Here is a 22,216-nt window from a genome sequence, read left to right on the forward strand (position 1 = left end):
GGAGGGATTGATCCGGGGGTGGGAGCGCAGCGACCGTGCGGCGCAGCCGCATGCATCGAGAGGAGGTGCAGCGAAGCAAACCGTAGGCGATGCGCCCGGATCGATCCCGGAGCGAAGGAACCCGAGCCTTAGCGAGGGCCGTACGTCAGGGTAAAGCCTTTTGGGTTACCTTTTCGGCGTTTGGAAAAGGTGACTCGCCGTAAGGGCGAAACCCTAAGCCGCCATCACCAAAAAAACGGATATACACCCAAAACCCAACTCAAACCGCAGAAAAATGAATCCGGAACGCCGCCCCGCCCATCGGCGAATCCCCCAGCATCAACTTCGCGTTGTAACTCTCGATAATATCCTTGACCACCGCCAACCCGATCCCCTGCCCCGGATGCTGCCGATCCAGCCGCTCGCCGCGCTCAAGAATCCGCGCCCGCTGATCCGCTGGCACTCCCGGCCCATCATCCTCAACACACAACTCAATCCCGGCCAGACTCTCGCGCACGCTGATACGCACCTCGCCCAGACACAGCCGATAAGCGTTCTCGAGCAAATTCCCCATCATCTCCAACAAGGCGCCCTGCTCGATCGGCACATAACAATGCTCCGGCAGATCAAACGCCACCCGCACATGCTTGTCGCGATAAACCTTGTCCAGCGTATCGCACAGACTCTTGAGCACCGGCTGCAAGCGCACCTGATGCCGCACCAGTCCGCTTTTACGCAGACTGGCCCGCTGCAGTTGATAGCTGATCTGCTGGCTCATGCGCTCGATCTGACTTTGCAACACCCACGCCTGATCGCGGTCTTCCGGTCGTTGCGCCATGTCCTCACTCACCCCTTGCAACACCGCCAGCGGCGTTTTCAAACTGTGCGCCAGGTCATCGAGAGAATCGCGGTAGCGGCTACGCTGCTGACGCTCGCTGAGCAGCAAACGGTTGAGCGAGCCGGTCAGCCGCAGCAGTTCACGCGGGTGTTGTTCGGTGAGGCTTTCACGGGTGCCCCCCTCGATTTCATCGAGTTCCTGACTGAGCCGGCGCAAGGCTTTCAAGCCCCAGGTCAGACCGATCCACAACAGCGCGAGCAATACGAGTAACGCGGCGCCGAAGCCCAGATAGAGATTTTCGCGCAGGCCTTCGAGGGTGGTTTCGTACTCGCGCACCGGTTGCAGGGCGACGATGCTGAACGCCGCACTTTTACCGCCGAGCAGTTTGACCTCGACGTCATAGACGAAGAACTCCTGACCGTTGGCCTCGCGAATCCGCGCGAACTCGTTGCCCAGCCCGTCGTAACGCGGTTTGTAGTTGATCTGCTCTTCCTGCGTCGCTTTCGAACGCCAGACCAGATGCCCTTCGCGGTCGTAGATGTAACCGAGCAGACGGAAGTCGGCGAGGTTGAATCGCTCGTCGGGCAGTTGCGTCGGCATGACCAGCTTGCCGTTTTCAATGCGTGCGGCGGAGATCAGCGTGGTGACGTCCGAGGCCAGGCGCTGCTCGATCGAGTCCTGCAAGGCCAGACTGAACGCGCCTTGCATCGCCGGGAGCAAGGCGAGCATGAACAACACCGCCAACGTGGTGGCGGCGAGCATCAAGCGAACGCGAAGGGAACGAATCAAGTGCAGCGCTCATTGAACAGGTAGCCGAGGCCACGCACGGTGTCGATCGGCTTGAACCCGGCCGGGCCTTCGAGCTTGCGGCGCAAGCGACCGACCAGCACTTCGATCACGTTCGGATCACGCTCGTCGTCGTCCGGATAGAGCTGCTCCATCAGCCGATCCTTGGGCACCACTTGCTGGTGGTGGCGCATGAGGTATTCGAGGATGCGGTACTCGTAGGCGGTCAGCGCCAGCGGTTGTTCATCAAGGGTTGCCTGCTTGCGATTGAGGTCAAGCAGCAACGGGCCGGCAACAATGGTCGACTGGGTGAAACCGCTGGAGCGGCGCAGCAAGGCATTCAACCGCGCATCGAGTTCTTCGAACTGAAACGGTTTGACCACGTAATCGTCGGCACCGGCGGCAAGGCCTTCAACCTTGTCCTGCCAGTTGCCACGCGCGGTGAGGATCAGGATCGGGAAGGTCTTGCCTCCCGAACGCAACTGCCGGATCAGGTCGAGGCCACCCATGCCCGGCAGACCGAGATCGATCACCGCCAGGTCAAAGTTGAACTGTCCGGTCTGGTACAACGCCTCCTCGGCATTGGCCACGGACTCGACAACGTGACCGCTTTCCGTCAGACGGGTTTGCAGGTGATGGCGCAACAGCGCTTCATCTTCGACGACCAACAGTTTCATATCACTCTCCCGGGTAAATCAGAATCTCCAGTAGCACACCTGTGGGAGCGGGCTTGCTCGCGAAAGCGGTGGATCAGTCAATGCAGATGTCGACTGATCCGGCGCCTTCGCGAGCAAACCCGCTCCCACATTGATTTCGCTGTCGCTCCTTAGAAAGCGTAGTTGGCCGACAGGTAAGTCTGGGCGCTGCTGTTCAAGTCCAGTGAACCTTGCTTGCTGCCACCGCTCTCTTTCATCTCGGTGCTGGCGTTGCTCATCAGGTAACGGTAACCGAGTTCAACCGAGGTGTTTTGCGAGACTTGCTGCAACACACCGAACTGCCCGCCCACCGCGTAACCGATGTCGCTGTCACGGCTGTAACCCGGCGAATCCTGAGTCAGTTTGGTCAGACCGGCCGTGGCGCCACCGAACAGCTTGGTGCTGCCGCCCACCGGATAGAACAGATCGTAGCTGCCCAGCAGGTTTTCCTGACGCAGTTTAATGCCATTGTGCGAACCCGACACGTTGTCGTAAGTCGCGTAGTAGCGGCCCTGCGAGTTCTGCTGACCGAGGCGCACGCCATACGTGTTGTTGCCGTCGATCGCGCCAGTGGCGTTCGGGTGATCAAGGTTGTTGTTCAGCGCACGGGACTTGTCGATCTTGTCACTGGTCTGGCCGAAGGTCAGGCCGGCGAAGTTTGAAGGGGTGTCGGCCTGGGCCGCGACACTGGCGCTCATTACGGTCAATGCCAGCAGCAGTTTATTAAAACGAGTCATGGAATTTCCTCTTTCACAGTGCTGTTTGGGTATGGCGCAAGGTTACTGACCCTCCCCTGTACCGCCCCTGAACACTCTCTGAACCTGCGCTGAACCAGATCGACTAGGCTGTTTTGATCACTTTCGAAAAGGACACCCGATGATGCGCTTACTCATTGCCCTTACTTTGCTGATGGTCAGCAGCCTGACTCAGGCAGCGATCAAGACCGAAGAAATCCCCTACCAGAGCGCCGATGGCACGAAGCTGATCGGTTATTACGCTTACGACGACGCAATCAAAGGCAAGCGTCCGGGCATCGTTGTCGTGCACGAATGGTGGGGCCTGAACGATTACGCCAAGCGCCGTGCCCGCGATCTCGCCGAACTCGGTTACAGCGCACTGGCGATTGATATGTACGGCGAAGGCAAGAACACAGAGCACCCGAAAGATGCGATGGCATTCATGAGCGCGGCGACCCAGGATGCGGCGGCGTCCGGCAAACGTTTCGAAGCCGGGCTGAATTTGTTGAAGCAACAACCGCAGACCGACAAGGATAAAATCGCCGCCATTGGTTACTGCTTCGGCGGTGGCGTGGTGCTGAATGCGGCGCGTCAGGGTGAGCCGCTGGCCGGCGTGGTTAGTTTCCACGGTGCACTGGCGACCAAAACTCCGGCTACACCGGGTAGCGTGAAGGCGAAAGTCCTCGTCGAGCACGGCGCCCTGGACAGCATGGTCACCCCGGACAACGTCGCTGCATTCAAGGCCGAAATGGACAAGGCCGGCGCTGACTATCAATTCGTCAGCCTCGACGGTGCCAAGCACGGTTTCAGCAATCCCGACGCAGATCGCCTGAGCCATGGCGATCACGGTGGCCCGGATATCGGCTACAACAAGGCCGCAGATGAAAAATCCTGGGCAGACATGAAAGCGTTCTTCCAGAAGATCTTCAGCTAACCCCCCTATCTGATCGTTCCCACGCTCTGCGTGGGAACGATCATGTCGACACTATTCAGCCTGAAGACAACCCGGCAAAATGCCCGCCATGAATCCAGCCCCCGCCCTTCCCGTCTGCTGCACGCCGCTCGACGCCCACTGGCCGTTGCCGACGGTGTTGCCCGACGCCGTATTGCTCAGCACTCATTTCGATCCGTCGCAATTGCTTGGCGATGACTTCCGGCGCAGCGTCATCGAGCCGCCGCCGAGCATTCAGCGCTCGGTGGCCAAGCGGCAGGCCGAGTTTCTCGCCGGGCGGATCTGCGCGCGGGCGGCGTTGCAGCAACTGGAAGGCTCGAACGTAGTGCCCGCGATTGGCGAAGACCGCGCACCGGTGTGGCCAGCGCACATCTGCGGCTCGATCACCCACAGCACCGGCCGGGCCGCAGCGATTGTTGCCAACAAACAGCACTGGCGCGGCCTGGGCATGGATCTGGAAAACCTGCTCAACGCCGAGCGTGCCGAACGTCTGGCCGGAGAAATCCTGACACCGCCGGAACTGCAACGCATGGCCGCCGGCTCACGGGATCAGTTGGCATTGCTGGTGACGCTGACGTTTTCAGTGAAAGAGAGTTTGTTCAAGGCGCTGTACCCGATTGTGCAGAAGCGCTTTTACTTCGAGCACGCCGAGGTGCTGGAGTGGACGGAGGCGGGTGAAGTGCGGTTGCGATTGCTGACTGACCTTTCCAGCGAGTGGCGCAACGGAACTGAGCTGCAGGCGCAGTTCGGCGTGCAGGATGGTCAGCTGTTGAGTCTGGTCAGCATCAAGGCCTGAGAATTTTCGGTAACAGGCCAGGCCTCTTCAGGAGCAAGCCCCCTCTCACAACTTGTACATATTTAACAGATGTGCACGTTCATTGTGGGAGGGGGCTTGCTCCCGAAGACGGTATCCCCGCCGGCACAGATTTCAGCGTCGTTCCTGATTCCTCGGCCAGCTCAGGCTGAAGCAAGCGCCGCCCAGACTCTTGCTCTTGCCAATCAACGCCCGGCCGTCATGCCAGTGAATGATTCGCCGCACAATCGACAAGCCCAAACCATGCCCGCCGGATGCCCGGGTGCGACTGTCGTCCAGTCGCAGGAACGGCGTGAAGATCCGCTCCCACGCCCCTTCCGGCACCCCCGGCCCGTCATCCTCGACGTCCACCCGGCAACGCATTTGCCCGACCTGATAACTCACCGTGACCTTCGACGCCGCGTGACGCATGGCGTTGCTCACCAGATTCTGCAGCGCCCGGTGCAGGTAGCGCGGCTCGGCCTCGACCCACGCGTCGTCGTTGTCCGCCGCCGACAGGCACAAGCCGCGTTGCACCGTAACCTCGGCGCGCAACGGCGCCAGTTCGGCGATGACCTGATTGACCAAGGCATCGAGGTCGATGCGCTGGAACGTCAGCGCCGGTGAGCCCTGCTCCAGCCGCGCATAGGTGAGCATTTCGTCGACCAGCTTATCGAGGTCTTCAATGTCGTGATCCATGCCTTCGCGGTACTTTTCCAGCGCTTGCGGGGTGGTCGCCGAGCCGATCATTTCCAGACCAAAACGCAAACGCGCCACCGGCGTGCGCAATTCGTGAGAGACCGCACGCACCAGTTCGCGCTGGATCGCCAGCAACTGTTGCAGGTGCTCAGCCATGCCATTGAACGCCGCCGCCAGTCGCCCGACCGAGTCCGCGCCGCGTGCCGGCACGCGGGTTTCCAGACTGCCCTTGGCGATGCGCGTGGCTGCCGCTTCGAGGCCACGCAAACGCCGTTCGAGTTGGCGCACCAGCAAATAAACGATCAGGCCAATCAGGCTGAGGCCGAGCGCGGCGATCAACACCAGCCACTCCGGCGGGTACGGATTCATCTGATACAGCGGGCCGATTTCCAGTACCCACGGTGTGCCGACCATGCCGGCGAACACGCGGATCGAATCGCCGCCCTTGCCCAGCGCCATCACCGTGTCGCCCTCGGACACACGCCGACTCTGGTCTTCGTCCATGTCGGCATCGTTGACCGTGACCAGCCGCAAATCGAAACCAAAGCCTTTTTCCTGCTTTATCTGCGCCAGACGTTTTGGCTGCTCGCCGACCGGTACGCGCACCAGTTCATCGGCCAACAGATAAATAGTCGCGCGGGCCAGTTGCTCGCTGATCTGTTGCACTTCGCCGGTCAATACCAGCTGTTCTTTATCGCTGACCAGTCGATAGACCTTCGCCGCGTGCGGCCCGGTCTGCTCGACCAGTGCCTGCCCGCGCTGCACGCGCGTGCGCTGGGACAGGTCGAGACCGGTCTCGGTAAACGTCTTCAGCGCCAGCGGAATCCCGAGCAGACGCTCCCAGACCAGCAACGCGCGGTGACGCTCGGTCTGGTTCATCGGCTGCAGGTTGTCGGCCATCAGCGAGAACGTGCCATGGGCCAGGCGCTCGCGGTACTGCTCGCTGCGCACCTGATTGAGCAGGTTCAGCGCGAGCACGCCGAGCACCGCCACCAGAATGATCGCTGCGCACATGCCGCCATAAATGCGCAGGAAGATCGAATTCACAGCGACAAGTCTGCGCAGGCTTCAGGGACGAACAGGTAGCCTTTGCTACGGATGGTCTTGATCAGGCGCGGGTGATCAGGGTCGTCGCCGATTTTCGGGCGGATGCGCGAGATGCGCACATCGATCGAGCGATCCTGACCGTCGTAGCCGATGCCGCGCAGCGCGGTGAAGATTTCTTCCCGGGACAGGATCCGCCCGGCATTGGCGACCAACAGCCAAAGCAGATCAAATTCGGCGCTGGTCAGTTCGATGCCGCTATCGCTGAGCCAGGCTTCGCGCAGGGCGCTGTCCACCACCAGCGGGCCGAACTGCAAGCGACGGTTTTTTTCAGCGACTGGCTCGGCGCTGTCACTGCGCCGCAGCAAGGCCTGAATCCGCGCCAGCAACAAGCGCGGACGCACCGGTTTGCACACGTAATCGTCGGCGCCCAGATCAAGGCCTTGAATCTGGTCGGCGTCGTCGGTGCGCGCGGTAAGCATCAGGATCGGCCCGTCGAATTGACTGCGCACCTTACTGCAGATGCTCAGGCCATCCTCGCCGGGCAACATCAGGTCGAGGATCACCAGATCCGGTTGCTCCTTGATGATTCGCGCCGCCGCCAGCGCGCCGTTGCCTTCGATGTCCACGCGCAATCCATTGGCTTGCAGGTAGTCGCGCGTGAGTTCGGCCAGACGCAGATCATCCTCGACGATCAAAACCTGAAAGGCTTGTTGCTCCACCGGTGACCTCTGCTTGCTGTTTTTATTGATATAAGGAAGGCATTGGCCTGCCCCGACATTTCTTCAATCCTCCGGTCTTTTTGTCATCTTTCGGGAGGATAAGAATGCTTGTGCACGGGCCGATTGTATAAACGGCGTACAGCCAGAACACAAGTCGGTAAATGCGTTCGGACAAGGCGGTTTTTTGTGATAGGGTTCGCGCCCTTAAAAATCCGCTGAAGCGTTTTTCCAGGTGAAAAAACAGTGACAAACGGTCTAGCTCAGCAGGTTCGCGGCCTACACGCGAATTCGCCGTTTCGCACACAATTTACGCACAGGCTTATCCACAGGCTATACATTGCAATAGCCCCCCAAAACGCATTATCTTGTACCCCGCGCTAAAAAAAACCCTACATGTAGGGGTTAAGACAAAAAACCAAACACAAACCGGACAGTGAATTCAAGGCTTTTTATTGCCATTGTCGGGTTGAACCAAACGTATTTTCACAAGCCCAAACCGCGCCTGCGGATGGCTACCGTTTTTCAGTCGACCACGACGATAACGGTACGGGTGTTGCAGTCTGAAACTGCTCCCCGAAAGGAATGCGGTTTGACGCGTATCGCGCGAACCGAAGACTTCGGCATGGAAGCGGCGCCCACAAGGCCCCTTCCTGAACTGTCCCGAAGTCGTTATGCCCGGCACATGCCGGTTGTAGTGCTTCAGGACGGAACGGTGGGCACCGTGATGGTGCCCAAACAAACATAGAGAACGTGGAGACACCCATGCAAACCGACACAACTCGCGAGAACCCGCAGGGCACCTTGCCGCAGGCCGCCGATTCGACTTCGGATCTGGCAGCCACCGCGCCTGGTCAACTGCGTGTGATCAAGCGTAATGGCACTGTCGTTCCTTACACCGATGACAAGATCACCGTCGCTATCACCAAAGCGTTTCTCGCAGTTGAGGGCGGCACCGCTGCCGCTTCGTCGCGAATCCACGACACCGTTGCCCGCCTGACCGAACAAGTCACCGCGACCTTCAAGCGTCGCATGCCATCGGGCGGCACCATCCACATCGAAGAAATCCAGGACCAGGTCGAACTGGCCCTGATGCGTGCCGGCGAGCAGAAAGTCGCTCGCGACTACGTGATCTACCGTGACGGTCGTTCGAAAGAACGCGCTGCCCACGCCCCGGCTGAAGAAGCCGTCAACGCTCACCCGTCGATCCGTATCACCCGCGCCGACGGTAGCCTGGCACCGCTCGACATGGGCCGCCTGAACACCATCGTCACCGAGGCCTGCGAAGGTCTGGAAGAAGTCGACGGCGACCTGATCCAGCGCGAAACCCTGAAAAACCTGTACGACGGCGTGGCCCTGACCGACGTCAACACTGCGCTGGTGATGACTGCCCGTACTTTGGTTGAGCGCGAGCCGAACTACTCGTTCGTCACCGCCCGCCTGCTGATGGACACCCTGCGCGCCGAAGGCCTGGGTTTCCTCCAGGTGGCCGAAAGCGCCACTCACCACGAAATGGCCGACCTGTACGCCAAGGCGCTGCCGGCCTACATCGCCAAAGGTATCGAGTTCGAACTGCTGAACCCTGTGCTGGCCGACTTTGACCTGGAAAAACTGGGCAAGGCGATCAACCACGAGCGCGACCAGCAATTCACCTACCTGGGCCTGCAAACCCTGTACGACCGTTACTTCATCCACAAGGATGGCGTGCGTTTCGAGCTGCCGCAGATCTTCTTCATGCGCGTGGCCATGGGCCTGGCGATCGAAGAGAAGCAGAAAGAAGACCGTGCGATCGAGTTCTACAACCTGCTGTCGTCCTTCGACTACATGTCCTCGACCCCGACCCTGTTCAACGCCGGTACCCTGCGTCCACAGCTGTCGAGCTGCTACCTGACCACCGTGCCGGATGACCTGTCGGGCATCTATCACGCGATCCACGACAACGCCATGCTGTCGAAATTCGCTGGTGGCCTGGGCAACGACTGGACGCCGGTTCGTGCACTGGGTTCGTACATCAAGGGCACCAACGGCAAGTCGCAAGGCGTGGTTCCGTTCCTGAAAGTCGTGAACGACACCGCCGTCGCCGTTAACCAGGGTGGCAAGCGCAAAGGCGCTGTATGTGCCTACCTGGAAACCTGGCACATGGACATCGAAGAGTTCATCGAGCTGCGCAAGAACACCGGTGATGATCGTCGTCGTACCCACGACATGAACACCGCCAACTGGATCCCTGACCTGTTCATGAAGCGTGTCTTCGATGACGGCAAGTGGACCCTGTTCTCGCCGTCCGAAGTGCCGGACCTGCACGACCTGACCGGCAAGGCTTTCGAAGAGCGTTACGAGTACTACGAAGCCCTGACCGAGTACCCGGGCAAGGTCAAGCTGTTCAAGACCATCCAGGCCAAAGACCTGTGGCGCAAAATGCTGTCCATGCTGTTTGAAACCGGCCACCCATGGCTGACCTTCAAAGACCCGTGCAACCTGCGCAGCCCGCAGCAGCACGTCGGCGTGGTTCACAGCTCGAACCTGTGCACCGAGATCACCTTGAACACCAACAAGGACGAGATCGCCGTTTGCAACCTGGGCTCGATCAACCTGCCGAACCACATCGTCGACGGCAAGCTGGACACCGCCAAGCTGCAACGCACCGTGAACACGGCCGTGCGCATGCTCGACAACGTGATCGACATCAACTACTACTCGGTGCCGCAAGCGAAGAACTCCAACTTCAAGCACCGTCCGGTCGGTCTGGGCATCATGGGCTTCCAGGACGCGCTGTACCTGCAGCACATCCCTTACGGTTCCGACGCTGCCGTCGAGTTCGCCGACAAGTCGATGGAAGCGGTCAGCTACTACGCGATCCAGGCTTCCTGCGACCTGGCTGACGAGCGCGGCTCGTACGAGACGTTCCAGGGTTCGCTGTGGTCCAAAGGCATCCTGCCACTGGATTCGCAACAGATCCTGATCGAAGCGCGCGGCCAGAAGTACATCGACGTCGACCTGACCGAGTCCCTGGACTGGGCACCGGTTCGCGCCCGTGTTCAGAAAGGCATCCGTAACTCGAACATCATGGCCATCGCACCGACCGCGACCATCGCCAACATCACCGGCGTATCGCAGTCGATCGAACCGACCTACCAGAACCTGTATGTGAAATCGAACCTGTCGGGCGAATTCACCGTGATCAACCCGTACCTGGTTCGCGACCTCAAGGCTCGCGGTCTGTGGGACTCGGTCATGATCAACGACCTGAAGTACTACGACGGTTCGGTTCAGCAGATCGAGCGCATCCCGCAAGAACTCAAAGAGCTCTACGCGACCGCGTTCGAAGTGGACACCAAGTGGATCGTTGACGCCGCCAGCCGTCGTCAGAAGTGGATCGACCAGGCCCAGTCGCTGAACCTGTACATCGCTGGCGCATCGGGCAAGAAGCTGGACGTGACCTACCGCATGGCCTGGTACCGTGGTCTGAAAACCACTTACTACCTCCGTGCCCTGGCCGCGACCAGCACCGAGAAGTCGACCATCAACACCGGCAAGCTGAACGCTGTTTCCAGCGGCGGCAACCACGGCGACGATTCGGTTCTGGCAGCCCCTGCCGGCCCGGCGCCAGTGCCAAAGGCTTGTGCGATCGACGAGCCGGATTGCGAAGCTTGCCAATAAGCTGAGCTGACTCAAGCGTCGCAAGACGCTTGATCAAGAAACCCCCGACAGACCTCTGGTTTGTCGGGGGTTTTCGTTTGTCTGAAAAAAAAAGGCGAAACCTGTATCGCAGGTTTCGCCGTTTGTTGTTTCTACGCTGCGTCGTCAGACCATGAACGACTCAGCCATTGCCTGCCCTACCACCGGAATGGTGAAGGTGTCGCCATTGCTGGTCACGAAGGTATCGATGGTGTTGGAGCCTTTATACCAGTCAGCGAGGATGACCGCGTTATTCTGCTTGCCGGCATTCCACTCCACAGCATTGAAGATGTAGGCATTGGTGCCATCTGTCTTGATGAGCACATCCGCATGCGACTTGATATTCATCAGCTCGACTTTGTCGTTGCCATAAAGACCATCATCCTTGATCAAGACCGTGGTCGAGGCATTAACCCTGTACGTATCACCGCCCTCGCCGCCATAGGCATAACCACCGCCCTCCATGTACAAGGTGTCAGCACCGGCGCCACCAAACAGCTGATATTCAGGGCCCATGCCATCCAGCGAATCATTGCCGTCGTCACCGTAGGCAGTACCCGCATAAACCTTGATGTAGTCGTTACCGGCATCCCCGTGCAGAACACTGCCGATATCGTTGTTGGCGCTGATCATGCTGTCATTGCCGTTACCACCAAACAACTGGTCGGCCTCGGCAGCACCGCTGCGATCAGGACCATTGATGGCGTAGGGCTCGTACTTGCCGCCATAAATCGCGTCGTCACCATCGCCGCCATAAACCAGATCGTTGCCTTCACCACCATAGATCTGGTTCCAGGTGGCGTTGCCGGTCAGCGTGTCGTTGAACGCCGAGCCATGCAGCCCTTCGATATTGACCAGAACATCACCGGTTGCGTCGCCGCCGTTCGCGGTGTTGGCCAGCAGGTCGACCTGTACGGCCGCTGAACTGCCCGTGTACCAGGCTGCATCGGAAGTGCCGGCACCGCCATCGATGTAGTCGGCCCCTTTGCCACCGATAAACGTCTCGGTACCTGCTCCGCCGATCAACGTATCGTTGAATGCAGTGCCTTCCCAGTTTTCGATGTTGGTGTAGGTGTCGCCGGCCGCAGTGCCCGTCAGCGGCTTGGTGAGATCCAGCGTGATGGCTGAGCTTTCAAACGCGAAACTGACGGTATCGAGGCCGTTGCCGCCATCAAAATTGTTGGCCTGATCGTTGCCGATGAAAGTGTCATCCGATCTCGACCCGACGAACTTCTCGATGCTCTGGAAGGTATCGCCCCTGGCAATCGAGGTGTGCTGTCCGGTCTTGAGGTTGATCACTACCCCACCCACTCCGGCATCATCGTAGCTGACGGTATCGATGCCATCGCCACCGATAAAGGTGTCGGCGCCATCACCACCGGACAGAATGTCGCCACCCGAACCGCCTGTGATGACGTTATCCAGCGCATTGCCCTTACCCACAAACGGGGTGGCGCCGATGTAGGTCAACCGCTCGATGCCGGCATTCAGGAAGTAGTACGACTGACTGGTGCGCACTTCATCATTGCCGCCCTCGGCCAATTCGACGATAGCGCCGTAAGTCGCATTATTGAGAATGTACACATCATCGCCGCTGCCGCCCTGCACGGTAAAACCGGTCGAGTTGGTTGTGGCGGTAAAGACATCGTTGAAAGCCGAGCCAATGATTTTTTCGATACTTACAAAGCTGTCGCCCTCGGCATCGCCGCCAACACCAACACCCGATCCCGCACCGGACGCGCCCAGTGTCAGATTCACGCCCTGGCCGGATTGCGAATAATCCAGCACGTCGATGGTGGTGCCTGCACCACCGTCAAATTTTTCCGCACCCGCGCCGGCGATGAACGTATCGGCATATTGCGTGCCGCGAATCACCTCGATATCGACGAAGGTGTCGCCCGCAGCGATGCCGGTATGCACACCGGTTTTGAAGTTGAAGGTGATCGCCGCGTTACTTTCGTCATAACCGACGGTATCGGTGCCTGCTCCCCCGATAAATGTGTCGGCGCCACCGCCGCCCGACAGGTAATCGTTGCCCGCACCGCTGGTGATGATGTTGTCCAGCGCGTTGCCGCGACCGTTGAAGTTACCCGTACCGGTATAGGTCAAGCGCTCCACGTTGTCGGCCAGCCCCATGCCACTCTGGCTGGTTCGCACTTCGTCGTCACCACCACCGACCGCTTCAACGATGACCGCCGATGCATTGCCATTGATGATGTAGACGTCATTACCCGCACCACCCTGCAAGGTGAAAGAGCCTGTCGTGGTTGAGTTGAACACATCGTCGTAGGCCGAACCGACGATCTTCTCGATGCCGGAAAACGAATCCCCTTCGGCATCGCCACCGGTGCCGGTGCCGGCACTGGATGACAGCGTCAGATTGATCCCGGCAGCAGACTGCGAATAATCCACAACGTCGATGTTATCGGCCGTGAGACTGCCGCCTTCAAACTTGTCGGCAGCAGCGCCGGCCACAAACGTGTCGCTGTATTTAGAGCCGCGGATCACCTCGATACCGTCAAACGTATCGCCTGCGGCAATGCCGCTGTGAACGCCGGTTTTAAGGTTGATCGTCACGCCGACCGAGGAGTCGTCATAACTGACGATATCGCTGCCAGCGCCACCGATGAACTTGTCCGCACCGGCCCCTCCCATCAACAGATCGTTACCGATGCCGCCGGTAATAATGTTGTTGCCGGCATTTCCGGTACCGGTGAAATTTGTAGTACCGGTGTAGGTCAGGCGCTCGACTTCGGCACTCAGCGTCATGTTGGCCAGCGAGGTGCGAACTTCATCGTCGCCTCCCCCCGCCACTTCGACAATCGTTTGATAGGCAGGGCCGTTGATAACGTACAGATCGTTACCCGCTCCACCCTCCAACGTGAAGGTTGCATCACCGGTGGTGAACACATCGCCCAGTGCCGACCCGACAACTTTCTCGATATTGGTGAAGGTATCGCCCTGGGCATCGCCACCCTTTCCGCTGCCCGCGCCGAGCGAGGTGAGGGTGATGTTGACGGCTTGTGCCGACGTTGAATAATCAACGGTGTCGACACCCCCCAAGGCACCGCCATCGAAGATGTTGGCTTCCACACCGCTGACAAACGTGTCGCTGTTTTTACTACCCAGAATGATCTCGATTCCCGAGAAGGTATCACCCGCCGCGAAGCCCGTGTTGACCCCGGTTTTCAGATTGACGGTGACGCCGGCAGCAGTGCTGTCCTCATAACTGGCCGTGTCGATACCGGCGCCGCCGATCAACTGGTCGGCACCCGCTCCTCCGATCAGCAGGTCGTTGCCCGCCCCACCGGTAATGATGTTGTCTCCGGCGCTGCCACGACCGGTGAAGGTGCCGGTGCCGGTATAAGTCAGGCGCTCGACCTCGTTCCCCATGGTCATACTGGACAGGCTGGTGCGAATCTCGTCATCACCGCCTCCGGCCAGCTCGACAACCCCTGCAGTACCCGAACCATTGATAACGTAGACATCGTTACCGGCCCCCCCGTAAAAGGTTGTGCTGCCGGCAGTCACGGTGAACACGTCATCGTGGGCCGAGCCGTAGAACGCTTCTATGTTGCTGAAGGCATCACCCTGGGCATCGCCACCAACACCTGTGCCGGCACCGCTCGCAACCGTCAGATTGATTGCCTGGGCCGAACCGGCAAAACTCAGCGTATCGTTGCCATTGCCGCCATCAAAAGTGGTCGCCCCGGCATCGCTGACAAAGTTGTCGGCGTAGCTGGAACCCCGAATCACCTCAATGCTGCTGAACGTGTCGCCAGCGGCAAAACCGGTATGCACGCCGGTCTTGAGATTGACCGTCACACCGACCCCCGAAACGATATCCTCATAACTGGCCGTGTCGATGCCTGCTCCACCGATCAACTGATCGGCACCCGCACCGCCGATAAGCAGATCGTTGCCGGCGCCGCCGGTAATGATGTTGTCGTTGGTGCTGCCGCGGCCGGTGAAGTTTCCGGTGCCGGTAAACGTCAGGCGCTCGATTTCGCTGGTCATGCCCATACTGTTCTGGCTGGTACGAATCTCGTCGTCACCGCCGCCGGCCAGCTCACCGATACTCATCGAATCTTTACCGTTGAGGATGTAAACATCGTTACCGGCGCCGCCGTAGAGCGTCACGCTACCGGAGTTCACGGTAAACACATCGGCGTTGGCAGAGCCGGTGATGACTTCAATGTTGCTGAACAAATCGCCCTGGGCATCTCCGCCCAGACCGCTGCCGGATGTGCCGTTCACGGTGATATTCACCGCTTGCTCGGACGTGGCGTAGCTCAGGGTGTCGTAGCCACCGGCACCATCAAAGTTGTTGGCGTCGGCGTTACCGACAAAGTTATCGCTGTAGACCGTGCCCCGAAACGCTTCGATTCCGACGTATGTATCGCCCTTGGCCAGACCGGTGTTGACACCGGTCTTCAGGTTGACGGTGACACCCACGCCCGAGTTGTCATCTTCATAACTGGCCGTATCGATGCCGGCACCGCCAATCAATTGATCGGCGCCAGCGCCGCCGATCAGTACATCGTTGCCATCGCCACCATTAATGATGTCGTCACCGGCAAGGCCCCGTATCTGATCGTCTCCTGCAGTACCCATCAAAGTATCTGCACCATCAGAACCATAAATTACAGCCATTACATCTTCCTTGTGTGTGTTGGAAACTACTGTAAAACGCTGTGCGAAAGCTTCCTGATTTCCCTGTCGCCGAATGATGTTCTGGCTCAATGAAGCGGGTCATATGAAGTTTTGACGCGAAAATTCCTTATGCCGCCGGGGTGCAAGTTTCAAACCAATAAGCCGACGAACGGTGGCGTATTGAAATTTTGAATAAGCACGGGGCAAAAAAAAACCGACGCCATGGCGTCGGTTTTCAATTGCGTACAACTCACATCACATCAGGTCATCTGAATGATGGTCTGCATGATGGTGCTCTGCGTCGAAATGGTCTTGGCGTTCGCCTGATAGTTGCTCTGCGCCTTGATCAGATCCACCAGCTCGTTGGTCAGGTTAACGTTCGACTCTTCCAGCGAGTTCGACACGATCGAACCCAACGTACCGGTCTTCGGCGCATCAACACCGGCCACGCCCGAAGCGAACGTTTCCTTCCAGCGAGTGCCGCCAATCGGCTGCAGACCCTGCTCGTTAGCGAAGCTGGCCACAGCAACCTGACCAATCGCCTTGGTCTGCTGGTTGCTGAAGTTGGCGGTCATGACGCCAGTCGAATCGATGGTCAGACTGGAGATCTGGCCGGTCGCGTAACCATCCTGGTACTGCGCAGTACGCGCAGTGACCGCGTTATAGGACGTGGTCGACGCCATGTTGAGTGCGATGCCGGCCGGGTTGGCCTTGGAGCCGTTCGGGGCCCAGGTCACAGGTGTGGTCGTGGCGTTGGTCACGGCCCCCGGAATCCAGCCGGTCATGGTCAGGGTGTTGCCGGTTTTCGTCCAGCCAGCACCTGCGGTCAGCGTGGCCATGGTGCCGTCGGAGTTGAAGGTGATGTCGTGGGTCATCGGCGTCAGAGTGTTGTTCGCCGGATCCGATGGTGTACGACCATCCATGTAGGTGTAGACGCGCCAGGCGTTGGTACCCGTTTTCACGTAGTACTGATCCATGCGGTGCTCGTTACCCTGGGTATCGTAGACCGGCGTGGAAATCAGCTTGTTGTAGCTGTTCAGATCAGTCGGGCTGAACGTGGTGACGGTCGGCGTCGTATCCTGCGAGTTGACGTTCATGGTCTGGTCGATCTTGGTCGTCGCGTTCGGCTTGAGGGCCGAGGTGTCGATCTTCAGATCGGTCAGTACGCCGGTCATGATCTTGCCGTTGGCATCGACGCCATAACCTTGCAGACGGTTGCCGTTGTTGTCGACCACATAGTTTTCAGCGTCAGTCTTGAACGCACCGGCACGGGTGTAGCTCAGGGAACCGTTGTCGCTGAGGATGAAGAAACCGTTGCCCTGGATACCCATGTCCAACACGTTGCCGGTGTTGTTCACGTCACCCTGGCCGAACTGCTGGGAAACGTTGGCCAGACGCACGCCGTTACCGACGGTCTTGCTGCCGGTACCCAGGCGCGTGGCCGAGTACACGTCTTCGAATTCTGCACGGGACGATTTGAAACCGGTGGTAGCCACGTTGGCGATGTTGTTGCCGGTCACGTCCAGTTGCTTGTTGGCTGCATAGAGACCGCTAAGGCCGATATTGAAAGACATATTCCACTCCTTTGTGCCGGTTAGTCGGCTCTATATACCAATGGTTTGTACTTTGGACAGCGCAACGCTGCCCAGGCCCGCCAGGTTCAGCATCAACTCACCGCCAGTCTGGCTGATGGTCACGCTGTTGACGGTGGCCGGCAGATACGTGATCAGCGAAGTGGCCTTGCCGTCGTACGTGGCGCTGGCCGTGAACGAATAAGTACCCGCTGCCGCGACCGCACCGGACGCGTCCTTGCCGTCCCAGATGAAACTGGCGTTGCCGGCATTCTGGGTGCCCATGTCGATGGTGCGCACGACCTTGCCTTCGGCGTCTTTGATCGTGACCGAGACGGCACCGGAGGACGGAACCACCACAGTGCCGTTAAGGCTCTTGCTGGTGTCGACCACAGCCTTGTCGGTCTGGGCGATGACCGAACGGCCCACCAGCGACGACGCCTGCAGTGCCTGCGAAGAGTTGTAGTTGCCGGCAATGCCACTGACGGTGTCGTTCAGCGTGGTAATGCCTTCCAGGCTGCTGAACTGCGCCAGTTGCGCAACGAACTCGCTGTTGTCCTGTGGATCGAGCGGGTTCTGGTTTTTCAGCTGGGTGACCAACAGTTGCAGGAACGCATCTTTGCCCAGGGCCTGTTTGCCCGTCGTGCTGTTGGTGGCCGCCGCCAGACCACCCGTTGTCGTCCCGGTGGTCTTCGAAGAGTTGGCCAGTACGTCTTTGATGTTTACGCCGCTGGTGGAATCGGAAACGCTCATGGCAGTCGCCCCTTATTACTGACCGAGGGTCAGTACCTTCTGCATCATGGTTTTGGCGGTGTTCATCATTTCGGCGTTGGTCTGGAACGAACGGCTCGCGGAAATCATGTCAGCCATTTCTTCCACCACGTTGACGTTCGGGTAGTAGACGTAGCCCTTGGCGTCGGCAGCCGGATGGTTCGGCTCGTAGCGCGCTTCGAGGTTGCTCTGGTCTTCGACCACTCCGAGCACCTGCACGCCTTGACCGGCGGCGTCCTGGCTCTGGAACAACGAATTGCTGCCGCTGTTCTGACCGCCCTGGAACATGGTGGCGAACACCGGGTGACGGGCACGGTAGGTCTGGTCGATGCTCGACGAAACGGTTTCGGCGTTGGCGATGTTCGAAGCCACGGTGTTCAGACGCGTGGTTTGGGCGCTCATGCCGCTGCCGGCAATGTTGAAAACGCTGGACAGGGACATGGATTATTCTCCGCGCAGGGCTGACACCAGCCCTTTGAATTTGCTGTTGAGCAAGGTGAAGCTGGCCTGGAAGCCGACCGCGTTTTCCGCGTAGTTCGACTGCTCAAGCTGAGCGTCCACCGTGTTCTGGTCGATCGAAGGCTGCATCGGCGTGCGGTACATCAGCGACTCGTCGCCGTTGCCCAGACCTTCGGCCTCGATGTGACGGCTGTTGGTCATGTTCAACGCGATGGTGCCGTTGGCGTTCTTCTGGGTCTGTGCTTCGAGCACTTTGGAGAAGTCCAGATCCCGCGCCTTGTAGTTCGGGGTATCGGCGTTGGCGATGTTGTTGGCCAGGACTTCGGCACGCTGAGCGCGGAAGCCAAGAGCCTTTTCGTGAATGCCGAGCGCTTTATCGAAGCTGATGCTCATGTCGGGAACCTTCGGGTGACCGGTTTTTCGTAACTGAGCTTTAGCAAACCGCGTGCCAATGCGAAAAAACCCCGTAAACCGGGGCTTTGCGGGGGATCGGCAAGGCGGCAATGCCAGAAAAGCGGCAACGGGTTTCCGCCGGATGCCGCTTTTCTGCCGCTTGCCACCCCCTCATCCACACCATCCCTTTGTAGGGGTTTTGCGGTATCAGGGAGAAATTCTGCGGACACAAAAAAAAACGGCAGACCTTTGCGGGCCTGCCGTTTTTTGTATTGCCGATGCAATCACTTCGCCTGGTAAATGATCCCGGGGCTGCACTGAACCATCTGGTAATGATCCGGTAAACCGTTCAGAGCTTCAGAGGCGCCAAGGAACAGATAACCGCCCGGCTTCAGCGTGCTGTGAATGCGCAACAGGATGTCTTTCTTCACCTCGGCGGAGAAGTAGATCAACACGTTGCGGCAGAACACGATGTCGAACTTGCCCAGGCTGGCGTAGCTGTCGAGCAAGTTGAACGAGCGGAATTCCACCCGGTTCTTGATCGGCGCCTTGATTACCCAGCGCCCCGGCCCTTTCGGATCGAAGTAACGCTGCAGACGATCAGCGGACAGCCCGCGACCGATCGCCAGGCTGTCGTACTCGCCGGTCTTGCAGTTGGTCAGCATGCTTCCGGACAGGTCGGTGGCAACGATCTGCACGCCCATCTTCAACTGACCAAGGTTGCTGCGCTCGAACTCGTCGATCGACATCGACAGCGAATACGGTTCCTGACCCGACGAGCAGGCCGCCGACCAGATCCGCAGACGCTGGTTGGGACTGGCCTTGATCGCTTCAGGCAGCACCTTGTTCTTCAAGACTTCAAACGGATAGGTGTCACGAAACCACAGGGTTTCGTTGGTCGTCATGGCATCGACCACCTGCTCGCGCAAACCGCTGCGCGGCTGGGTCTGGATGCGCTGGACCAGCTCACCCAGGGATTTGATGCCTTGCTGCTCCATCAGTTTGTTGAGACGGCTCGAGACCAGGTACTGCTTGTTTTCACCGAGCAAAATGCCACAGGCTTTTTCCAGGAAGACCCGGAACTGTTCGAAATCCAAATTACCCGTAGACAATGATGCCGCCTCTTAAATCGTGTTGACCGCCAGGGGCAGAAGGCCCCTAGCTGATATCTGCTGCTTTGATCCGGTCGACTACCCGGGATGCCAGGTCATCAGGACGGAATTTGGCCAGGAAGTCATCGGCACCGACTTTCTTGACCATCGCCTGATTGAATACCCCGGACAACGAAGTATGCAGGATGATATGAAGCTTTTGCATGCGCGGGTCGCTGCGGATCTCCGCCGTCAGGGTGTACCCGTCCATCTCCGGCATCTCGATGTCGGAGATCATCATCAGGAACTCTTCTTCCGGCTTTTTGCCCTCGTCGACCAGCTTGCGCAGGTAATCCAGCGCCTGCTTGCCGTCGTTCAGCGCCACCACTTCGACGCCGACCGTCTGCAGGCAACGCGTGACTTGCTTGCGTGCCACCGACGAGTCATCGACCGTCAGCACCCGCAGCGACAACGCCTTGCTCTGGGTCTCGACATCGACCACACCCACCGAAATCGCTTCAGGTGTCGGCGCAACTTCCGCCAGCACTTTCTCGACGTCGATGATTTCGACTAACTGATTGTCCACCCGAGTCACAGCGGTCAGGTAATGATCGCGTCCCGTGCCCTTGGGCGGCGGATGAATCTCCTCCCAGTTCATGTTGACGATGCGCTCCACCGAGCGGACCAGGAAACCCTGGGTCTTGGTGTTGTACTCCGTGATGATCACGAACGGACTGTTCTTGTCTTTCAACGCACCCGAGCCGGTTGCCATTGCCAGATCAAGGATCGGAATGGTCGCCCCCCGAATATTCGCCACCCCGCACACGACAGGACTGGACTTGGGCATCAACGTCAGCGACGGGCATTGCAGCACTTCCCGCACCTTGAACACGTTGATTCCGTAGAGCTGCTGACCGTCGAGACGGAACAACAACAGCTCCAGGCGATTCTGCCCCACCAGTTGCGTGCGCTGGTTTACCGAATCCATTACACCAGCCATGCCCAGACTCCTACACCAACGCCAAGTGTTGTTGCGACGCACATTCATTGCTAAACGGCACGGCGCTTGCTTTTTAACTCGTATGAACGCTCAAACGACATTTTTCCGACGCCTGACATCTCCCCTTCGCAGAGGGCTTTGCGCGGTGTCCGCCGTTTGCTTCTTTTTCGCTGGCAGCCCTGCCATTGCTGATGCGGTTACCTTGCCTGACATGCTTATCGGCGTCACTCAGGGCTTTCTTGAGTTCACCGTAGAAGACTATCTGGCAACCAGTCAAACGGAAGGCCGCTACGAAATCGAAGTAAACCAGCTCGACCCACGCATGCGCATGCCTACGTGCGACAAGGAATTGACAGCGACACTGGAGAGTCCGGCACGCCCGTTGGGCCGGGTCACGGTCAAGGTTCGCTGTGAAGGCGCATCGCCCTGGACAGTGTTTGTACCCGCTCAAGTCCGCCTGTTTCGCGAGATTGTCACGACCACCCGGCCGCTCAAACGCGCCGGGATTATCGAGCCGCAAGACGTGACCTTGCGCGAGCGCGACGTCAGCACGATCAACCAGGGTTTCCTGACCTCGGTAGACGAAGCGATCGGGCAGAAATTAACCCGACCAACGGTCGCCGATCAGGTCATTACGCTGGTTCATCTGGAACAGGCCGAAGTCATTCGCAAGGGCGATCAGGTGGTCATCACCGCCCGCAGCGGCACACTGGCCGTGCGCATGCCGGGCGAGGCCCTGGCCAATGGCGGCTTGAAAGAACAGATTCGCGTGAAAAACCTCAACTCCCAACGGGTCATCAAGGCGCAAGTCACCGCGCCCGGCCAAGTGGAAGTGGCCATGTAATCGACCCATCAGAAAACTGGCGCCAACCTGAGCTGTTCCCTAAACTGTGCCGCAGCAGGACACGCGCCGACGCATGCAGGCTCATTGCTAAATGAGCCTAAAGTTTTTCAGGGGATGGCCGAAAACATGGCAAGCGTCCAAATTCCCAGAGGTTTTTATCATGGTCATCGATTTCAGCCGTTTGAACAGCTCCTCGTCACTTACCGGTAGTACACGTACCAGCGCGCCCAAGGAAACCGCCGAAACCGGCACTTCCACAGCGCTGAATACCCCGGCCGAACAGGCCAGTACCGCAAAAAGCGGGGAATCGGTACACCTCAGCAATGAGGCTCAACAGTTGCAGAAGGTCACTGACAAGCTGCGCGATCAGCCTGCTGTCGACAAAGCCCGCGTGGCCGAGTTGAAAGCCGCGATTGCCGATGGCAGCTATAAAGTCGACAGCAACCGTGTAGCCAGCAAACTGCTCAACTTCGAAGCCCAGCGCTAGGCCTTGGCCAGCGCGAGGCTTTTGGAC

At 58.9% G+C, this 22,216-nt stretch carries 17 protein-coding genes; 5 read left to right on the forward strand and 12 right to left on the reverse strand.

What is annotated here, in order from left to right:
* Positions 1–259: 259 nt before the first annotated feature.
* The 3 genes from F2P67_RS07165 to F2P67_RS07175 all read right to left on the reverse strand — a co-directional run bounded on the left by F2P67_RS07165 (position 260) and on the right by F2P67_RS07175 (position 3,035).
* Positions 260–1,606: an ATP-binding protein gene (locus tag F2P67_RS07165; protein ID WP_166218939.1), complete on the reverse strand. Its 1,347-nt coding sequence runs from the start codon at positions 1,604–1,606 to the stop codon at positions 260–262.
* Positions 1,603–2,280, reverse strand: coding sequence for a response regulator transcription factor (locus F2P67_RS07170; RefSeq protein ID WP_008079190.1), 678 nt, complete (start codon positions 2,278–2,280; stop codon positions 1,603–1,605). Before F2P67_RS07170 ends, F2P67_RS07165 begins: the two co-directional genes overlap by 4 nt.
* Before the next feature lie 149 nt (positions 2,281–2,429).
* Positions 2,430–3,035: a porin family protein gene (locus F2P67_RS07175; protein WP_166218941.1), complete on the reverse strand. Its 606-nt coding sequence runs from the start codon at positions 3,033–3,035 to the stop codon at positions 2,430–2,432.
* A 142-nt stretch (positions 3,036–3,177) separates the two neighbouring features.
* On the opposite strand from F2P67_RS07175, the gene F2P67_RS07180 reads away from it, so the two are divergent.
* Both F2P67_RS07180 and F2P67_RS07185 read left to right on the forward strand, forming a co-directional pair.
* A complete protein-coding gene (locus tag F2P67_RS07180; protein ID WP_166219240.1) occupies positions 3,178–3,969 on the forward strand; it encodes a dienelactone hydrolase family protein in 792 nt (263 codons plus the stop codon).
* Positions 3,970–4,057: 88 nt separating this feature from the next.
* Entirely contained in the window at positions 4,058–4,783 is a 726-nt protein-coding gene (locus tag F2P67_RS07185) for a 4'-phosphopantetheinyl transferase family protein (protein ID WP_166218943.1), read from the forward strand.
* A 132-nt stretch (positions 4,784–4,915) separates the two neighbouring features.
* On the opposite strand, the gene F2P67_RS07190 is transcribed toward F2P67_RS07185, so the two are convergent.
* Together F2P67_RS07190 and F2P67_RS07195 are read right to left on the reverse strand one after the other, a co-directional pair.
* Complete coding sequence (locus F2P67_RS07190) at positions 4,916–6,526, reverse strand: ATP-binding protein (RefSeq protein WP_166218945.1); 1,611 nt, start codon at positions 6,524–6,526, stop codon at positions 4,916–4,918.
* A complete protein-coding gene (locus tag F2P67_RS07195) occupies positions 6,523–7,245 on the reverse strand; it encodes a response regulator (protein WP_166218947.1) in 723 nt (240 codons plus the stop codon). Before F2P67_RS07195 ends, F2P67_RS07190 begins: the two co-directional genes overlap by 4 nt.
* A gap of 762 nt (positions 7,246–8,007) precedes the next feature.
* Here F2P67_RS07195 and F2P67_RS07200 point away from each other — a divergent pair.
* On the forward strand, positions 8,008–10,902 hold the full coding sequence (locus tag F2P67_RS07200; RefSeq protein ID WP_166218949.1) for a ribonucleoside-diphosphate reductase subunit alpha: 2,895 nt from the start codon (positions 8,008–8,010) through the stop codon (positions 10,900–10,902).
* A gap of 144 nt (positions 10,903–11,046) precedes the next feature.
* Here F2P67_RS07200 and F2P67_RS07205 read toward each other — a convergent pair whose 3' ends face one another.
* The 7 genes from F2P67_RS07205 to F2P67_RS07235 form a co-directional block, all read right to left on the reverse strand.
* Complete coding sequence (locus F2P67_RS07205; RefSeq protein WP_166218951.1) at positions 11,047–15,573, reverse strand: beta strand repeat-containing protein; 4,527 nt, start codon at positions 15,571–15,573, stop codon at positions 11,047–11,049.
* Between the two features lie 260 nt (positions 15,574–15,833).
* Entirely contained in the window at positions 15,834–17,147 is a 1,314-nt protein-coding gene (gene flgE, locus F2P67_RS07210; RefSeq protein ID WP_166218953.1) for a flagellar hook protein FlgE, read from the reverse strand.
* Positions 17,148–17,177: 30 nt separating this feature from the next.
* Positions 17,178–17,897: a flagellar hook assembly protein FlgD gene (gene flgD / locus F2P67_RS07215; protein WP_166218955.1), complete on the reverse strand. Its 720-nt coding sequence runs from the start codon at positions 17,895–17,897 to the stop codon at positions 17,178–17,180.
* A 15-nt stretch (positions 17,898–17,912) separates the two neighbouring features.
* Positions 17,913–18,356, reverse strand: coding sequence for a flagellar basal body rod protein FlgC (gene flgC / locus F2P67_RS07220; protein ID WP_003227217.1), 444 nt, complete (start codon positions 18,354–18,356; stop codon positions 17,913–17,915).
* Between the two features lie 3 nt (positions 18,357–18,359).
* The gene (gene flgB, locus F2P67_RS07225) at positions 18,360–18,767 is read right to left on the reverse strand and encodes a flagellar basal body rod protein FlgB (RefSeq protein ID WP_007917581.1); all 408 of its coding nucleotides are present in this window, start codon (positions 18,765–18,767) and stop codon (positions 18,360–18,362) included.
* A gap of 284 nt (positions 18,768–19,051) precedes the next feature.
* Positions 19,052–19,879: a protein-glutamate O-methyltransferase CheR gene (gene cheR / locus F2P67_RS07230; RefSeq protein ID WP_007963053.1), complete on the reverse strand. Its 828-nt coding sequence runs from the start codon at positions 19,877–19,879 to the stop codon at positions 19,052–19,054.
* 46 nt (positions 19,880–19,925) lie between these two features.
* Positions 19,926–20,858: a chemotaxis protein CheV gene (locus F2P67_RS07235; RefSeq protein WP_041074300.1), complete on the reverse strand. Its 933-nt coding sequence runs from the start codon at positions 20,856–20,858 to the stop codon at positions 19,926–19,928.
* Positions 20,859–20,940: 82 nt separating this feature from the next.
* Between F2P67_RS07235 and flgA the strand changes: the two genes are divergently transcribed.
* Complete coding sequence (gene flgA, locus F2P67_RS07240) at positions 20,941–21,702, forward strand: flagellar basal body P-ring formation chaperone FlgA (protein ID WP_166219242.1); 762 nt, start codon at positions 20,941–20,943, stop codon at positions 21,700–21,702.
* A 160-nt stretch (positions 21,703–21,862) separates the two neighbouring features.
* Positions 21,863–22,189 (forward strand): flagellar biosynthesis anti-sigma factor FlgM, encoded by a 327-nt coding sequence (flgM, locus tag F2P67_RS07245; protein ID WP_166218957.1) that lies wholly within the window; start codon positions 21,863–21,865, stop codon positions 22,187–22,189.
* Positions 22,190–22,216 lie beyond the last annotated feature (27 nt).

It is taken from the genome of Pseudomonas atagonensis (genome assembly GCF_011369485.1).
GTDB lineage: Bacteria > Pseudomonadota > Gammaproteobacteria > Pseudomonadales > Pseudomonadaceae > Aquipseudomonas > Aquipseudomonas atagonensis.

Excerpts from the sequence above, each read along its gene's own strand:
- F2P67_RS07170 (WP_008079190.1), bottom strand. The coding sequence starts at position 2,280 with ATGAAACTGTTGGTCGTCGAAGATGAAGCGCTGTTGCGCCATCACCTG.
- F2P67_RS07175 (WP_166218941.1), bottom strand. The coding sequence starts at position 3,035 with ATGACTCGTTTTAATAAACTGCTGCTGGCATTGACCGTAATGAGCGCC.
- F2P67_RS07180 (WP_166219240.1), top strand. The coding sequence starts at position 3,178 with ATGCGCTTACTCATTGCCCTTACTTTGCTGATGGTCAGCAGCCTGACT.
- F2P67_RS07185 (WP_166218943.1), top strand. The coding sequence starts at position 4,058 with ATGAATCCAGCCCCCGCCCTTCCCGTCTGCTGCACGCCGCTCGACGCC.
- F2P67_RS07200 (WP_166218949.1), top strand. The coding sequence starts at position 8,008 with ATGCAAACCGACACAACTCGCGAGAACCCGCAGGGCACCTTGCCGCAG.
- F2P67_RS07205 (WP_166218951.1), bottom strand. The coding sequence starts at position 15,573 with ATGGCTGTAATTTATGGTTCTGATGGTGCAGATACTTTGATGGGTACT.
- flgE (WP_166218953.1), bottom strand. The coding sequence starts at position 17,147 with ATGTCTTTCAATATCGGCCTTAGCGGTCTCTATGCAGCCAACAAGCAA.
- flgD (WP_166218955.1), bottom strand. The coding sequence starts at position 17,897 with ATGAGCGTTTCCGATTCCACCAGCGGCGTAAACATCAAAGACGTACTG.
- flgC (WP_003227217.1), bottom strand. The coding sequence starts at position 18,356 with ATGTCCCTGTCCAGCGTTTTCAACATTGCCGGCAGCGGCATGAGCGCC.
- flgB (WP_007917581.1), bottom strand. The coding sequence starts at position 18,767 with ATGAGCATCAGCTTCGATAAAGCGCTCGGCATTCACGAAAAGGCTCTT.
- F2P67_RS07235 (WP_041074300.1), bottom strand. The coding sequence starts at position 20,858 with ATGGCTGGTGTAATGGATTCGGTAAACCAGCGCACGCAACTGGTGGGG.
- flgA (WP_166219242.1), top strand. The coding sequence starts at position 20,941 with ATGAACGCTCAAACGACATTTTTCCGACGCCTGACATCTCCCCTTCGC.
- flgM (WP_166218957.1), top strand. The coding sequence starts at position 21,863 with ATGGTCATCGATTTCAGCCGTTTGAACAGCTCCTCGTCACTTACCGGT.